General features: G+C 66.3%; 17 protein-coding genes and 1 tRNA gene. 15 read left to right on the top strand and 3 right to left on the bottom strand.

The features are described from left to right. Positions 1-15: 15 nt before the first annotated feature. Positions 16-468: a universal stress protein gene (locus G7B69_RS04740; RefSeq protein ID WP_166176626.1), complete on the bottom strand. Its 453-nt coding sequence runs from the start codon at positions 466-468 to the stop codon at positions 16-18. A gap of 126 nt (positions 469-594) precedes the next feature. Here G7B69_RS04740 and G7B69_RS04735 point away from each other — a divergent pair, with 126 nt between their 5' ends. From G7B69_RS04735 to G7B69_RS04720, 4 genes are all read left to right on the top strand, one after another. Next, positions 595-1863, top strand: a complete 1269-nt coding sequence (locus tag G7B69_RS04735; RefSeq protein ID WP_166176624.1) for a pyruvate dehydrogenase complex dihydrolipoamide acetyltransferase — start codon at positions 595-597, stop codon at positions 1861-1863. 10 nt (positions 1864-1873) lie between these two features. Further along, positions 1874-2245, top strand: coding sequence for an acyl-CoA thioesterase (locus tag G7B69_RS04730; RefSeq protein ID WP_166176622.1), 372 nt, complete (start codon positions 1874-1876; stop codon positions 2243-2245). A 9-nt stretch (positions 2246-2254) separates the two neighbouring features. Then, complete coding sequence (gene lpdA / locus G7B69_RS04725) at positions 2255-3667, top strand: dihydrolipoyl dehydrogenase (RefSeq protein WP_166176620.1); 1413 nt, start codon at positions 2255-2257, stop codon at positions 3665-3667. Between the two features lie 81 nt (positions 3668-3748). Beyond that, positions 3749-3922: a hypothetical protein gene (locus tag G7B69_RS04720; protein ID WP_166176618.1), complete on the top strand. Its 174-nt coding sequence runs from the start codon at positions 3749-3751 to the stop codon at positions 3920-3922. Here the strand turns inward: G7B69_RS04720 and G7B69_RS04715 are convergent. Together G7B69_RS04715 and G7B69_RS04710 are read right to left on the bottom strand one after the other, a co-directional pair. After that, on the bottom strand, positions 3919-4545 hold the full coding sequence (locus G7B69_RS04715; RefSeq protein ID WP_166176616.1) for a class I SAM-dependent methyltransferase: 627 nt from the start codon (positions 4543-4545) through the stop codon (positions 3919-3921). The genes G7B69_RS04720 and G7B69_RS04715 overlap by 4 nt on opposite strands. A 27-nt stretch (positions 4546-4572) precedes the next feature. Beyond that, positions 4573-4662: transfer RNA gene (locus tag G7B69_RS04710), tRNA-Ser, on the bottom strand. A gap of 145 nt (positions 4663-4807) precedes the next feature. Here G7B69_RS04710 and G7B69_RS04705 point away from each other — a divergent pair. The 11 genes from G7B69_RS04705 to G7B69_RS04655 all read left to right on the top strand — a co-directional run bounded on the left by G7B69_RS04705 (position 4808) and on the right by G7B69_RS04655 (position 14591). After that, positions 4808-5512 (top strand): hypothetical protein, encoded by a 705-nt coding sequence (locus G7B69_RS04705; RefSeq protein ID WP_166176614.1) that lies wholly within the window; start codon positions 4808-4810, stop codon positions 5510-5512. A gap of 1 nt (position 5513) precedes the next feature. After that, positions 5514-6392: a DUF8021 domain-containing protein gene (locus tag G7B69_RS04700; protein ID WP_166176612.1), complete on the top strand. Its 879-nt coding sequence runs from the start codon at positions 5514-5516 to the stop codon at positions 6390-6392. 78 nt (positions 6393-6470) lie between these two features. Beyond that, a complete protein-coding gene (locus G7B69_RS04695; protein ID WP_166176610.1) occupies positions 6471-7493 on the top strand; it encodes a lytic murein transglycosylase in 1023 nt (340 codons plus the stop codon). Continuing rightward, positions 7477-8538 carry an SPOR domain-containing protein gene (locus G7B69_RS04690; RefSeq protein WP_166176608.1) on the top strand — a complete coding sequence of 354 codons (1062 nt, stop codon included), beginning with the start codon at positions 7477-7479 and terminating at the stop codon, positions 8536-8538. The genes G7B69_RS04695 and G7B69_RS04690 overlap by 17 nt, the downstream gene beginning before the upstream one ends. A 51-nt stretch (positions 8539-8589) precedes the next feature. Beyond that, a complete protein-coding gene (locus G7B69_RS04685; RefSeq protein WP_243415028.1) occupies positions 8590-9750 on the top strand; it encodes a D-alanyl-D-alanine carboxypeptidase family protein in 1161 nt (386 codons plus the stop codon). Beyond that, the gene (gene tmk / locus G7B69_RS04680; protein WP_166176606.1) at positions 9747-10385 is read left to right on the top strand and encodes a dTMP kinase; all 639 of its coding nucleotides are present in this window, start codon (positions 9747-9749) and stop codon (positions 10383-10385) included. Before G7B69_RS04685 ends, tmk begins: the two co-directional genes overlap by 4 nt. Further along, complete coding sequence (locus tag G7B69_RS04675; RefSeq protein WP_166176604.1) at positions 10382-11332, top strand: DNA polymerase III subunit delta'; 951 nt, start codon at positions 10382-10384, stop codon at positions 11330-11332. Before tmk ends, G7B69_RS04675 begins: the two co-directional genes overlap by 4 nt. Continuing rightward, a complete protein-coding gene (gene metG / locus G7B69_RS04670; RefSeq protein ID WP_166176602.1) occupies positions 11325-12887 on the top strand; it encodes a methionine--tRNA ligase in 1563 nt (520 codons plus the stop codon). Before G7B69_RS04675 ends, metG begins: the two co-directional genes overlap by 8 nt. After that, entirely contained in the window at positions 12884-13663 is a 780-nt protein-coding gene (locus G7B69_RS04665) for a TatD family hydrolase (RefSeq protein WP_166176600.1), read from the top strand. The genes metG and G7B69_RS04665 overlap by 4 nt, the downstream gene beginning before the upstream one ends. Then, positions 13660-14427, top strand: a complete 768-nt coding sequence (locus G7B69_RS04660; RefSeq protein WP_166176598.1) for an MBL fold metallo-hydrolase — start codon at positions 13660-13662, stop codon at positions 14425-14427. The genes G7B69_RS04665 and G7B69_RS04660 overlap by 4 nt, the downstream gene beginning before the upstream one ends. Beyond that, a complete protein-coding gene (locus tag G7B69_RS04655; RefSeq protein WP_166176596.1) occupies positions 14424-14591 on the top strand; it encodes a hypothetical protein in 168 nt (55 codons plus the stop codon). Before G7B69_RS04660 ends, G7B69_RS04655 begins: the two co-directional genes overlap by 4 nt. The last annotated feature ends 53 nt before the right edge of the window (positions 14592-14644 follow it).

Below are 14644 nucleotides of genomic sequence, written 5' to 3'. Positions count from 1 at the left end.
GGACGACGGGAAGGATCAGCTCACCGCGTCGATCTGCTCTTCGCTCAATCCGCCCGGAACGATGAACAGCGGGCAGGGCAGGCTTCCGGCGATGGCCGAGAAGTGCGTCACCAACGGCCCCGGGCTGCCCTCGGCCGCGGCGCCAAGAACGAGCGCGGCCACCTCGGGATGCTCGGCGAGGTATTCTTTGATCGTCGTCTGTCCGTCACCGACCTTGACGGTGATCTGCGGCATCGTGCCGCTTTCGGAGAACAGGGCGCCGGCGGCACTGGTCGCCATGACCTCGGCACGGTCGCGCGCTTCCTCTTCCATCGTCGCCTGCACACCGCCGAAGGCGTTGAACGCCTGCCGCTGGACCAGCGCGAGAATATGCACCGAGCCGCCGGTGTCGGCAGCGCGCCGGGCGGCGAAGCGCAGCGCCAGGCTCGCTTCCTCGGTCTCGTCGGTCACCACCAGATAGACGCGCATCGTTCGGGTCCCCCGCCCGATGATATCCGATGAAAGCCTCCGGGGCGCAAGAACCTTGCCCCAAAGGCGCTTATTCGTCAGAGACGCGTGGCACATTTCAACGCCTGACAGGACACGCTCGCGCCCATGTCGATCGCCATCAAGATGCCCGCCCTTTCGCCGACGATGGAGGAGGGCACGCTCGCCAAGTGGCTGGTGAAAGTGGGCGACAAGGTTTCGGCGGGCGACATCATGGCCGAGATCGAGACCGACAAGGCGACGATGGAGTTCGAAGCGGTCGACGAAGGTACCATCGCCGACATTTCGGTCGCCGAGGGCACCGAGGGCGTGAAGGTCGGCACCGTGATCGCCACGCTGGCCGAGGAAGGCGAGGACCCGAAGAGCGTGAAGATGGCTAGTGGCGGTGAAGCACCAGCCCCGGCTCCCGCTCCCGCACCGTCCGCACAGGCGCCCGCGCCGACCCCCGCTCCCGCTGCTGCGCCCGCGCCGGCTCCGGCCCCGGCCCCAAGCGCACCGGCCCCCACGGGGGACCGAGTGATCGCCTCACCGCTGGCCAAGCGCATCGCCGCCGAGAGGGGCATCAGCCTCGCCGGCATGCAGGGTAGCGGGCCGCACGGCCGCATCGTCAAGGCCGACGTCGAGGGCGCCAAGCCCGGTGCTGGTGCCGCTCTGGCCGCAGCTCCCGCGGCCGCGCAGCCCGGCGAAATCCCGCACGAGGTCGAGAAGCTCTCGGGGATGCGCAAGACCATCGCCCGCCGGCTCACCGAGTCGAAGCAGACGATTCCGCACATCTACCTCACGGTCGATATCAACCTCGACAAGCTGCTCAAGCTGCGCGCCGAGATAAACGACGCGCTCGCCAGCCAGGGCGTGAAGGTCTCGGTCAACGATCTGCTGATCAAGGCGCTCGCCAAGGCGCTGCTCGCGGTGCCGGTGTGCAATGTCCAGTTCGCCGGCGACAACCTGCTGAAGTTCAGCCGCGCCGACATCTCGGTCGCGGTGTCGATCCCCGGCGGGCTGATCACGCCGATCGTGGTCGATGCCGGCAACAAGACCGTCTCGCAGATCTCCGCCGAGATGAAGGACCTCGCCGAGCGCGCCCGCGACCACAAGCTGCAGCCGCACGAATACCAGGGCGGCACCGCCAGCCTCTCCAACATGGGCATGTTCGGGATCAAGCAGTTCGAAGCGGTGATCAACCCGCCGCAAGCGATGATCATGGCCATCGGCGCGGGCGAGAAACGGCCCTATGTGGTCGACGGCGCGCTCTCGGTCGCCACGGTGATGAGCGCCACCGGCAGCTTCGACCACCGCGCCATCGACGGCGCCGACGGCGCGCAGCTGATGAAGGTGTTCAAGGAGCTGTGCGAGAAGCCGCTCGGACTGGTGGCTTGAGGCCCGCGGCATGAGCGAACGCCGCGATCCCGCCATTCGCGTCACCGCGATGCCTGCCGACGCCAACGCCTATGGCGATATCTTCGGCGGCTGGCTGATGAGCCTGATGGACTCGGGCGCCGGTCTGGTAGCCGCGCGGCGGACAAAAGGCCGGGCCGTCACGGTGGCAATGGACGGGATGCAATTCCACTACCCAGTATCGGTGGGCGACGAGGTTTCCGTCTACTGCGAAATTCTCACCATCGGGCGCACCAGCATGAAGATCGCCGTCGAAGCCTGGCGACGTCATCGGCACGAGGAAGAGGCGGTCAAGGTGACAGAAGCGGTGTTCACGTTTGTCGCGGTTGATGCCGACAAGCGTCCACGCGTGATCGAGCAGTAGGAGCAATTCGTGGCTGAGCAGTACGACGTCATCGTCCTCGGATCGGGCCCCGGCGGATACGTCGCGGCAATCCGCGCGGCGCAGCTGGGGCTGAAGACGGCGATCGTCGAGCGCGAGTTGCTGGGCGGTATCTGCCTCAACTGGGGCTGCATCCCGACCAAGGCCCTCCTGCGCTCGGCCGAGATCTTCCACTACATGCAGCACGCCAAGGATTATGGCCTGGTTGCCAAGGGGATAGAGGCCGATCTTGAGGCTGTCGTGAAGCGCAGCCGGGGCGTAGCGAAGCAATTGAATGCCGGCGTCACGCACCTGATGAAGAAGAACAAGATCGCCGTTCACATGGGCACCGGCACGCTGACCGGGCCGACCAGCCTGACGGTCAAGGGCGACAAGGGCGAGGAGAAGCTCACCGCCAGGCACGTGATCGTCGCCACCGGCGCGCGGGCGCGCGATCTGCCGTTCGCCCCGGCCGACGGCAAGCGCGTATGGACTTATCGCCACGCGATGACCCCGCCGGAAATGCCGACCAAGCTGCTGGTGATCGGCTCGGGCGCGATCGGGATCGAGTTCGCCAGTTTCTACAGTGACATGGGCGCCGAAGTAACCGTGGTCGAGATGCTCGACCGGGTGGTGCCGGTCGAGGATGCCGACGTCTCGGCGTTCCTCGAGAAGGCGCTGGCCAAGCAGGGCATGACCATCAAGACCGGCGCCGGGGTCGAGGAGCTCAAGGTCGGCGCCAGCGGTGTCAGCGCGAAGATCAAGGCCAAGGACGGCAAGGTCGAAAGCGCCGAGTTCAGCCACGTCATCGTCGCCGTCGGCATCGTCCCTAACACCGAGAACATCGGCCTCGAAAAGCTCGGCGTGAAGCTCGACCGCGGGTTCATCCAGATCGATCCCTACGGGCGCACCGGCGTGAAGGGCCTGTGGGCGATCGGCGATTGCGTTCCCGGCCCCTGGCTGGCGCACAAGGCGAGCCACGAGGGGGTCACCACGGTCGAGGCGATCGCTCAGGAACTCGGCAACAAGGATGTTCACCCGCACCCGCTCGACCGCAACAATATCCCGGGCTGCACGTATTGCCGGCCGCAGATAGCCAGCGTCGGGCTGACCGCGGCCAAGGCCAAGGAAGCGGGCTACACGGTCAAGGCCGGCACCTTCCCGTTCATCGGCAACGGCAAGGCGATCGCGCTCGGCGAGGCGGAAGGGTTCGTGAAGACGGTGTTCGACGCCAAGACCGGGGAATTGCTCGGCGCGCACATGATCGGAGCCGAGGTCACCGAGATGATCCAGGGCTTCGTGGTCGGCAAGACGCTCGAGACCACCGAGGCCGAGTTGATGAACTCGATCTTCCCGCACCCGACGATCTCGGAATCGATGCACGAGTCCGTCCTCGGCGCTTACGGGAGGGCGCTGCACATCTAGCGCCAAACCGTTCGCCGCATTCGCTCCCTGCACGGGGAACCCGCCCCTTCCGGCGCCGTTCCGGGGGTGAGGAGCGAGGCGATGGAATACGAAATCGACGACTGCGATGCGCTGTTCGACAAGAGCACGAACCCCAGCCTCGTCCATCGCCGGCGCACCGCGCCCTCGCGCCATTCCCGGCTGTCGAGCTGGAATCGCACGATGCCGTGCCAGAAGGCCGTCGTCATTCCCGAAGAGGAAGAGCAGCTCTCCTAGGGCCGCGCTTCGAGGATCAGGTCGTCCAGATCGGGGCGGCTTTCGAGATTGCGCAACTCGGCGTGCGCGCTCTCGCCGTGGCGCACCCGCTCGATCCGCCTGAAGCCCGCTTCGGCGAGGACGCCGCGCAGCTCGGGCTCGTCATAGAGAAATACGTGACCCCATTCGCGCATCCCCTCGTTGAGCATCTGGCACAGCGTTTGCGGCTGCCAGCCATCCTCGGGCATGTCGGCCAGTATCCCGGCGCGGTAATCCTCCACGAGGGCGGCGAGATCGGGGGTCGAAATGCGCACGACACCCTCGTCCGTCAGCACCCGCCGCACGTTCGCCAGCAGGCGGACGGCATCCTCGCGGCCGATATGTTCGATAAAATGCTCGCTGTAGACCCGGCTGACGCTCGACACCGGCAGCGGCTTGCGCAGATCCCAAACGATTTGGGCTGCGGGGGAGATATCGACGTTGGCCCATCCCTCCAGGTGGCGCGGGCCGCAGCCGAGATGAAGCTTGTCGTACTGCTGCATCTGCCGCGGAGCCGAAAGCCGGCGGAGCCGCGCCTGGGCGCCGCGAAGCAGGTGCCGCAACTTTCGCCCAATGCGCAAGGCGATGGTCGACGGCGTGCGCATGAAGTTGCCCCGCTTCCTCCAAATTACTGGCGGATGGGGTGGGATTCGAACCCACGGTAGACTTGCACCTACGGCGGTTTTCAAGACCGCTGCCTTAAACCACTCGGCCACCCATCCGCGCCGGATAGATCGGCTAGCGGCGAATCGCTCATTTGTCACTGAAACAGCGCGCGCATTTCGCCGCAGCGGGCGTGACTCCGGCGCTCCGATCATTTAGACAAAATCAAAGAGGCCGCCGGAGGGCGGTGGAGAGGGAATTGGGATGATGCAAGGGATCGTGAAAGGCGGCGCGCTGGGCCTTGCCGGGATCGTGGCGGTTGCGCTGGCCGCTCCGGCTTCGGCGCAGGGGCAATGTTCGCGCGAAACGCTGCAGGACGTCGCCAATCGCTACGTCAAGGCGCAGCATGACGGTTCGGTCTTCGCGCTGCCGGTCGGCGAGTGGGTCGATTATCGCGAGAACTATGGCCTGGTCTCGACGACCACCGGGCTGATCGGCCAGGCGGCCGACTTCGCCTGGCATGTCGACCTGGTCGATCCCGGCGCCTGCCGCGTGTTCGTGCAGGGGGTGATCCTGACACCCAAGCCTTACGTAGTGGGAACCGCGCTGGCGTGGAGTTTCAACGGGCTCGGGCAGATCAACAGCGTGGTCACCCAGGCGGGCGATCCCGGGTTCGATGCCCAGGCGGCGGCCGCCGGCGCGGGCAAGGAAGATTGGGGCACGATCCCGGCCGACAAGCGCGACACGCGCGAGGCCCTGATGGCGGCCGCGAACGCCTATCTCGCCGGGCTTCCCGGCCCCAAACTCGCCGAGCCCGAACTGACTGTCGACGAGACCAAGGGTGCGGTCGCGGTGCGTGGCCATGCGGGAACGGCGGAAGGGCCGGCCGTCGGCCATGTGCTGCGCATCGAAGGCGGCAAGGTTCGTTACGACCATGCGCTGACGCCGAAGGCTCAAGGAGGAGAGTGAAGTGACGAAGAGGCTTTTGGCCGGAATGCTCGGCGGCGCAGTGACGCTGGCGATCTCGAGCCCGGCAGCAGCGCAATTCGGTGGCGGCCCGTGCGATCGCGCGACCCTGCAGTCGCTGGCCGACAAGTACGTCCAGGCGCAGCAGGAAGGCCTGCCGCTGCGTATCCCGATGGGCAACTGGGTGGTCTACAACGAGAATGGCGAACTCTCGACGATGTCGCAGGGCGTCCTCTCGACCGAGCTCAAGATTGCCTGGCATCGCGCGCTGCTCGACGAGAAGCAGTGCAAGGTCTTCCTCGAGATGATCGCCCCCGACGGCGACCATCCCCACGTCATCGCCGTCCAGTTCAATGGGTTCGGGGGCAACGGTTCGAATTTCAACGTGATCGATACCGACAAGGACGATTGGCTGTTCGACGCCGCGTATACGCTCAAGTACGCGCAGCATGAGGACTGGTCGGAGATCCCGGCCGACAAGCGCGCCACGCCCGAGCAGCTCCAGGCCGCGGCGGACGCTTACCTGAACTACTTCAAGGACAAGTCGGTCCAGGTGCCATGGGGCACTCCGTGCGCCCGCCTCGAAGGCAGTGCCTACACCGCCAAGGGCACCCCGCAGGACAGCTGCAACGTCGGCGTTCCCGAAAACATCGATATGGCCGAGCGTTCGTACGTGATCGATCCGACTATCGGCGCGGTCGACGTGTTCCTCAAGATGGGCCCGAACAAGCGCGCCGACAGTCACCTGTTCCGCATCGAGAACGGCAAGATCCGCTTCATCCACACCGTCACCAACTGCGGCAAGGACGAGAACTGCGGCTTCGGTTCGTTCGCCGACATGCTCAAGAAGAACCCCGGAATGCACCCGGATATCAAAGGCTAACCGCGACACGGCATCGGCTCGTCGCAAGGCGGCGGGCCAGGCATTCCCAGGTGCGGCGAAGCGTGCAAGGATGGCGACATGCCATTCCGCCTCCGCCTGATCGCTTTCGCGGTCCTCGCCAGCCTGGCGTTCGCGCCTTCGGCGGTAAGTTCTCAGGACCTCTCATTCGACGCCTACATGCAGCTGGTCGCCGCCAAGGCGCGCGCGCAGGGCGTCAGGGAGCCGGCGATCAATACGGTCCTCGCGGGCTTGCAGCCTAACCAGCGGGTGATCGCGCTCGACCGCGACAACACCACTTCGCCCAACGGAGCCGGATTCCCGCCACTCGCGCCGTATCTCTCGAGCCACAACACCTCGGCGCGCGTGGCCGGGGGGCGACGCGTCTACCAGCAGCTCGGCCCGCTCGCTGTGCAAGTCCAGCAGCGCTACGGCGTCCCGGCGCCAATCGTTCTCGCGATCTGGGGCCACGAGACGAGCTACGGCGCGGTGCAGGGCAACTTCGATCTCGCCCAGGCGCTCGCCACGCTCGCCTGGGAAGGCCGCCGCCGCGCGCTGTTCGAGACTGAGCTGATCGACCTTATGAAGATGGTCCAGCAAGGCGTCCCGCGCTCGCGTCTCGTCGGCAGCTGGGCCGGGGCGTTCGGCAACCCGCAGTTCCTGCCAAGCATCTACTTGCGCCTTGCGGTCGATGCCGACGGCGATGGCCTGCGCAACATCTGGGACAGCCGGGCCGACACACTCTACTCGATCGCCAACTACTTCCGCGACGCGGGATGGCGCCAGGGCCAACCGTGGGGCGTGCGCGCCTCCGTTCCGGCAAGCCTCGACCGGGCCGCGTTGCAGAACCCGTTGCGACCGCCGAATTGCCCGCGGGTCCACGTCCGCCACAGCAAGTGGAAGACGGTGCGCGAATGGCGCGCGCTCGGCGTCATCCCGCAAGCGACGATCGGCGACAGCGTGATGGCCTCGCTGTTCGAGCCTGACGGTCCGTCGGCTCCGGCCTATCTTTTAACGCAGAATTATAGGGTTATCCTCGAATACAACTGCTCGAACTACTACGCGATGAGTGTGGGGTTGCTTGCAGATGAGATCGCCCGTTGAGACATTCGCCCGCCGCTACGCGCCGGGCCTGATCCTCGCTGCCGCGCTGGCGGGATGTGGATCGCATGAGGAATTGGCGTCCGCTTCGGGCGCAGGAACGGCGATCGTCGCCAACGGACCGGCGGCTGATTATCCAATGGTAATCGGCGATCCGTACAGGATTGGGGCAAGCCGCTACGCCCCGGCCGATGTCATGAACTATGACGAGGTCGGCTATGCCGTGGCGGACAGCGGCAGCGGCGTGACCGGTTCGCACCACACGCTACCCTTGCCGAGCTACGTCGAGGTGACCTCGCTCACCAGCGGCAAGACGATCCTCGTCCGGTTGACGCGGCGCGGACCAATGGACGGGGATGCCCTCGTCGCGCTCTCACCTACCGCGTTCGTGCAACTTGGCGTTTCGGCCGGTGAGCCAGTTCGTGTTCGCCGCGTCAATCCGCCCGAGGAGGAACGCGCTGCCCTCCGCGCCGGACGCCTTGCACCTCCGCGAATGGACACGCCCGCATCGCTGGTGGCCGTGCTCAAGCGAAAGCTTTCGGGCGCAAGCTCGGTCGCGCTCACACCGAGGTCAGCAGCCCCGGTCACCGTTGCGGCAACAAGCTTACCTGTCGGCACACCAAGCCAGCAGCCGCACCTCCAGACGATTGCCGCTTCGCCGAAGGTGTCGTCTCCCGGTCACAAGGTCCCACCCAGCGTGCCGCCGCTTCCTCCGCTGGCTGTCCACGGGAAGGAGTTCGGTGTCGCGCCAGTTGCCGCGCCGGTCGTGGTCGCTCGCCTTGAAGAGCCGTCGCGTGCCAGCGTCACTGCGGCGCCGGCGTCCAAAGCGCCACCCGTCACCAGCGCCTACGTGGTCCAGGCCGCAACCATGAGCACGCTCGAGCGTGCTCAAAAAGTCGCCGGTACAATCGGGGGCTCCGTCAGCCAAGCGGGGCGGTATTTCCGCGTCCGCACCGGCCCGTTCGCAAGCCGTGCACAGGCCGAAGCCTCGCTCGCAAAGGTGCGGGCGGCGGGTTATAGCGACGCGCGAATCTCGACCAACGGATAACCCGCGCGGCATCTTGCCGCCTCGGCGGCAGGAGCTGGCTTGAAACCGATCTTGACGATTGTAGCGTGCCTCGCGGTGCTGGCCTCGGTCGGCTCGGCCGCCGCGCCGTCGCCTGTCGAAAGCGACGCCGCGGACAGCTCGCCCGTCGACCCGGAAATCCCGGTTGCACTGCTGGTCGATCTTTCGACCGGGCAGACCCTGTTCGCCCGCGAGCCCGACCGGCGCTTCGTCCCGGCCTCGGTCACCAAGGTTATGAGCGTCTATACCGCGTTCGACTTGATCGATCGCGGCAAGCTCTCGCTCGACCGGGTGGTGACGATCGACAAGGAAGTCGCCGACGAATGGGGCGGCGAAGGCTCGACGCTGTTCCTCAAGGAAGGCGACCAGCTGACCGTCGGCGAGCTGCTGCTCGGAGTGACGACCGTTTCGGCCAATGACGGCGCGGTGGCGCTGGCCAAGGCCGCGGCGGGATCGGTGGACAACTGGATCGCGCTGATGAACCAGAACGCCGCCCGGCTCGGCATGCACGACAGCCACTTCGGCCTGCCCAACGGCTACATGGACGAAGGGCGCACTTACACCAGCGCACGCGACCTGATCCGTTTGGCCGAAGTGCTCACCACCCGTTTCCCCGGTCTCTACAAGCGGTTCATCGGGCATCACGGGATGCGGTATCACGGGATTACCCAGAACAATCACGACCCGATCACCGGCATTGTTCCCGGGGCCGACGGCATCAAGACCGGCTACACCGAGCAGGCGGGCTACAACTTCCTCGGCTCGGCCGAACGCGGCGGACGGCGCCTGGCGATGGTGATCGCCGGTGCGCCCTCGCCGGCGATTCGCAACAAATCTTCGCGACAGCTCATCGAATGGGGTTTTGAGCACTTCGCCAGCCGCGAGCTGCTGCCGAAGGGCACCCTGGTCGGCGAGGCGATGGTCCAGGATGGCTCGGCAACGAGCGTGACGCTGTTCACGGAAGCGCCAGTGTTTGCCAACCTGCCCCTCGGGCAGGACGCCGGCGCCCAGCTGCGCTTGCGCTATCGCGGCCCGATCGAAGCGCCGATTCGCCAGGGCGACGAAGTCGCCACCCTGCGCATCGCCATCGCCGGTCAGGAGCCGCACGACGTGCCGCTGATAGCCGGCGCCAATGTCGGCAAGGCCAACGCCTGGCAGCGGCTGCGCAACGGCGTCGCGAGCCTGTTGCGGTGAGCGTGGGGCGATTTATCGCTTTGGAGGGCGGTGAGGGTGCCGGCAAGTCGACCCAGGCGCGCCTGCTAGCCGAGGCGCTGCGCGAGCGCGGGCTGGAAGTGGTCCTGACGCGCGAGCCCGGCGGTACCGCAGGCGGCGAGGCTATCCGTGAGCTGTTGCTCGATCCCAAGGGACCAGGGTGGGACCCCGAGGCCGAGGCGCTGCTGTTCGCGGCGGCCCGCTCCGACCATGTCGCGCGGCTGATCCGCCCCGCGCTCGACCGCGGCGCCTGGGTGATTTGCGACCGTTTCATCGATTCCACCCGCGCTTATCAGGGCGGGGGAGGGGGCTTGCCCGACGATGCCATCCTCGCGCTGCACCGCGTCGGCTCGGGAGGCCTGCTGCCGGACCTGACGATCCTTCTCGAGGCGTCGTCCGACGAGATCGCAGCGCGGCTCTCACGCCGAGACGGCGGCGAAAGCGATCGCATCGGCGGACGAGAAGCCGAGTTCCACGCGCGGGTCGCCCAGGCATTCCGGCGCTTTGCCGATGCCGAGCCGGCCCGCTTCGCCCGGATCGACGGCAGCGGCCCCGCCGAGGCGACTCACCAGGCAATTCTCGAAGCGGTCGCGCCGCTCCTTCCGGGCAAGCCATGAGCTTCGCCGGTCACGAAGAGCCGTGGCGCGAATGGCGCGCGGCGCTCGGCGGCGAGCGGATGCACCATGCGTGGATCCTCACCGGGCGCCGGGGCGTCGGCAAGGCAGCGTTCGCGCTGCAAGCGGCGCGCGAGCTGGTCGGCGGGCCGGCGATGGACGATCATCCCGACGTCATCGTCCTCACACATCCGCCGAAGGACGACAAGGAAGCCGACAAGCGCGCCGAGGGCAAGCCTTACGAGACCAAGCGCAATATCCCGGTCGACGAGATCCGCGCGATGCAGCGGCGGCTGACCACCCGCCCGACACTCGGAGAGCGGCGTGTGGTGATTGTCGATCCGGCGGACGATCTCGAGCCGAGCGCCTCGAACGCCCTGCTCAAGAGCCTCGAGGAGCCGCCGCACGGGACGTTCTTTGTGCTCGTCGCCCACCGTATCGGGCGTTTGTTGCCGACGATCCGCTCGCGTTGCCGGGTGCTGCGTTTCCCGCCGGTACCCGACGAGGAGATCGACGCGATTCTTCGGCGTGAGGCGCCCGAGGCGGACCAGGCGACCCGCGCGGCGGCCATGGCGGCTTCGGCCGGCTCGCCGGGCGTCGCGCTCGAGTTCGTCGGCCTCGGGCTTGGCGAGTTGCACAAGCTGATGCAGCAGCTCGTTCGCTCGGGCGACCCGGATTTCGCGCGGCGCGGCAAGCTCGCCGAGGCGATCGGCGCGCGGCCCGATCGCCAGCGCCAGCTCGCGGCGATAGACCTGGCGCGGTCGGTCGTCACCGAGGAGATGCGCACGGTCGCCAACCGCGACATTCCCGCGCTTGCCGACGCCCACGCAGAGCTCAGCCGCCTCGCGGCGCAGGCGCCGACCTACAATTACGACCCTGGACTTTTGGTGATGGAGATCGGCAGCTTGCTCGCCGCGCTGGCCGCTCCTAGTGAGCGGGTCCATGGCTGACCCCTACTACATCACCACCGCGATCCATTACCCGAACGGCAAGCCGCACATCGGCCATGCCTACGAGACCATCGCCGCCGACGTCGCCGCGCGCTTCCAGCGACTGCGGGGGCGTGAGGTGCGCTTCCAGACCGGGACCGACGAGCACGGGCTCAAGATGGCCCAGAAGGCCCGCGATCTGGGCGTTACGCCGCGGCAATTGGCCGACGAAATGTCGGGCTATTTCCAAGTGTTGTTCGACCGTCTTGATATCTCGTATGACCGCTTCTTCCGCACCACCGAGGACGAGCACCACCGCGCGAGCCAGGCGATTTGGCAAGCGATGGAGGCCAACGGCGATCTCTACCTCGACCGCTACGAAGGCTGGTACTCGGTTCGCGACGAAGCGTATTATGACGAGAGCGAACTGGTGGCGGGGGAGGGGGCCGAGAAGCTCTCGCCCCAGGGCACCCCGGTCGAGTGGACGGTCGAGGAAAGCTGGTTCTTCCGCCTGTCCAAGTACCAGGAGCCGCTGCTCGCGCTCTATCGCGACAACCCCGAGTTCGTCCGCCCGGCGACGCGGATGAATGAGGTGCGCAGCTTCGTCGAAGGCGGATTGCGTGACCTGTCGATCAGCCGGACGAGCTTCGACTGGGGGGTGAAAGTGCCCGGCGCCGAGCGCCATGTGATGTACGTCTGGGTCGATGCGCTGACCAACTACCTCACGGGCGTCGGTTATCCCGACGATACCGCGGACTTCCGCAAGTTCTGGCCAGCTTCGGTGCATCTGATCGGCAAGGACATCGTTCGTTTCCACGCGGTCTACTGGCCAGCCTTCCTGATGAGCGCGGAAATCGCGCTGCCGAAAGAGGTCTTCGCCCACGGCTTCCTGCTCAACCGCGGGCAGAAGGAATCGAAATCGCTCGGCAACGTGACCGATCCCAACGAGCTGGCCGACACCTTCGGCGTCGACGCGCTGCGCTATTTCCTGCTGCGCGAGTTCACCTTCGGCCAGGATGGCAGCTATTCCGCCGAGGCCATTGCCAACCGGTCGAATTCCGAGCTCGCCAACAGCTTCGGCAACCTGGCGCAGCGGACGCTGTCGCTGATCCACAAGAACTGCGACGGGCGCCTCCCGCCGATCTTCGGGCACACCGACGCCGACGACGCACTGTTCGCGTTGCTCGACAAGGTCACGCGGCAGGACATGCCCGCGGCTTACGACAAGCTTGCCTTCGCCCAGGCGCTCGAAAGCTGGATGGGCGCGGTCTACGCCTGCAACGCCTATATCGACGAAGCGGCACCGTGGGCGCTGCGCAAGACCGATCCCGAGCGCATGCAAACGGTCCTGGCGACGCTTTACATCGCCATCGCCCAGCTGGCGGTGGCGGTCTCGCCGGTGATGCCGCGCTCGATGGCCCGGCTGCTCGACGCAATGGGCCTGGCGCCCGACTTGCGCACCATCGAGGGGACTTGGTCGCACTGGTACTCGCCGCTGGCCGAGAGCGGCTTCCGGATCGACAAGCCGCAAGGCCTGTTCCCGCGGGTGGAACTGCCGGAAAGCGAACCGGCGTGAGGCTGATCGACAGTCACTGCCACCTCGAATACGAAGGCCTCGCCGAGGACCAGGCAGGCGTGCTCGAACGCGCGCGGGCAGCGGGAATCCGTGGCTTCCTCAACATATCGACCCGCCGCAGCGAATGGGAGCGCGTGGTCGGAACGGCCGAGCGCGAGCCCGACGTCTGGGCGAGCATCGGAATCCACCCGCACGAGGCCGACCAGCACGCCGATCTCGGGGAAGCCGCGCTGCTCGATGCCTCGACGCACCCTAAGGTGATCGCCCTCGGCGAGACGGGGCTGGATTACTATTACGACAAATCGGACCGTCAGGTGCAGCAAGCGCTGTTCCGCACGCACATCGCGGTTTCGCGGCAGACCCGCCTGCCGCTGGTCATTCATACGCGCGACGCCGAGGACGACACCGTCGCGATCCTCGAGGACGAGTTGGGGAAGGGCGCGTTCCCGGCGCTGATCCACTGTTTCACTGCCACGGCAGCCTTCGGTCGACGCGTGTTGGAACTCGGGCTGACCATCTCGCTTTCCGGTATCGTGACCTTCAAGAACGCCAGGGAACTGCAGGACTTCGCGCCGGAAATTCCGGCCGATCGCCTGCTGGTCGAAACCGACAGCCCGTTCCTCGCCCCGGTTCCGCATCGGGGGCGGCCGTGCGAGCCCGCTTACGTCGCCGACACGGCTCGATTCGTTGCCGGTTTGCGAGGTGAAAGCGTTGAGACACTGGCCGAAAATACCACGCGCAACTTCTTCGGGCTGTTCAAGAAAGCGCGCACGTGAAGTTGATCGTTCTCGGGTCGGGAACGTCGACCGGTGTCCCCCGGATCGGCAACGACTGGGGCGAATGCGATCCGAACGAGCCGAGAAACCGCCGCTCGCGGGTCTCGATCGTCGTCGAGAGCGCCGCCGGAGCGCGGATCCTGGTCGACACCTCGACGGATTTGCGGAGCCAACTGCTGGCCGCGGGTATCGAGGCGGTCGACGCGGTCGTGTGGACCCACGACCACGCCGATCACTGCCACGGGATCGACGACTTGCGCCCGATGCGCTTCGGTCGGGGCGGCGCCATTCCGGGCTTCGCCTCCGAATTCACGGTCCGCCGGCTCAAACAGCGCTTCAGCTACGTCTTCGCTGGGCAATACGGCTATCCCACGATTGTCGACCTGCAGCCGCTGGGCACGGTGAAGATTGCCGCCGGCTTCGGCATCAAGAGCTGCGAAATGCCCCATGGGCCGATATCAAGCACCGGCTTCCGCTTCGATGCCGACGGCAAGAGCGTCGGCTATGCGACCGATTTCAATGAGATTTCTGGCGAGATGATCGAACTTTTCGGCGGAGTCGACGTCCTCGTAACCGACTGCCTGCGCCGTGAATTCCACCCGACGCATGCCAGCCTGGAAATGGCGCTCGACTTCGGTAAGCGCACCGGTGCCGGGCTCACGGTGCTGACGCATCTCGACAAGAGCATGGATTATGCCACCCTGTCGGCCGAGACGCCGGACAACGTGCTGGTCGGCTATGACGGAATGGAGATTGCGCTTTGACGACGCCCAACTGGGTTTCGGTGATCGCGCTACTCGGTTGGCTGGTCCTGTCGTTCTCGGCATTCCGCGTGCGGCAACTGAACGCAGGAAGGACGGTCGTGTACGCGCTGATATGGGGCGCGATCTTCTTGGCGGCCGCGGCGATATTCGGGGCGGTGACCTGATGGTATCCCCGGCGCCACTCTTTTATTTAACATAATATATATTATCATCCCAA

Origin of the sequence: Croceibacterium segetis (assembly GCF_011320115.1) — a bacterium.
Classification (GTDB): Bacteria; Pseudomonadota; Alphaproteobacteria; order Sphingomonadales; family Sphingomonadaceae; genus Croceibacterium_B; species Croceibacterium_B segetis.
This window is presented reverse-complemented; position numbering and strand designations above follow the sequence as displayed.

Bases quoted from the DNA above. Each gene is read 5' to 3' on its own strand.
- G7B69_RS04740 (WP_166176626.1), bottom strand. From the start codon at position 468: ATGCGCGTCTATCTGGTGGTGACCGACGAGACCGAGGAAGCGAGCCTG.
- G7B69_RS04735 (WP_166176624.1), top strand. From the start codon at position 595: ATGTCGATCGCCATCAAGATGCCCGCCCTTTCGCCGACGATGGAGGAG.
- G7B69_RS04730 (WP_166176622.1), top strand. From the start codon at position 1,874: ATGAGCGAACGCCGCGATCCCGCCATTCGCGTCACCGCGATGCCTGCC.
- G7B69_RS04720 (WP_166176618.1), top strand. From the start codon at position 3,749: ATGGAATACGAAATCGACGACTGCGATGCGCTGTTCGACAAGAGCACG.
- G7B69_RS04715 (WP_166176616.1), bottom strand. From the start codon at position 4,545: ATGCGCACGCCGTCGACCATCGCCTTGCGCATTGGGCGAAAGTTGCGG.
- G7B69_RS04705 (WP_166176614.1), top strand. From the start codon at position 4,808: ATGATGCAAGGGATCGTGAAAGGCGGCGCGCTGGGCCTTGCCGGGATC.
- G7B69_RS04695 (WP_166176610.1), top strand. From the start codon at position 6,471: ATGCCATTCCGCCTCCGCCTGATCGCTTTCGCGGTCCTCGCCAGCCTG.
- G7B69_RS04690 (WP_166176608.1), top strand. From the start codon at position 7,477: ATGAGATCGCCCGTTGAGACATTCGCCCGCCGCTACGCGCCGGGCCTG.
- G7B69_RS04675 (WP_166176604.1), top strand. From the start codon at position 10,382: ATGAGCTTCGCCGGTCACGAAGAGCCGTGGCGCGAATGGCGCGCGGCG.
- metG (WP_166176602.1), top strand. From the start codon at position 11,325: ATGGCTGACCCCTACTACATCACCACCGCGATCCATTACCCGAACGGC.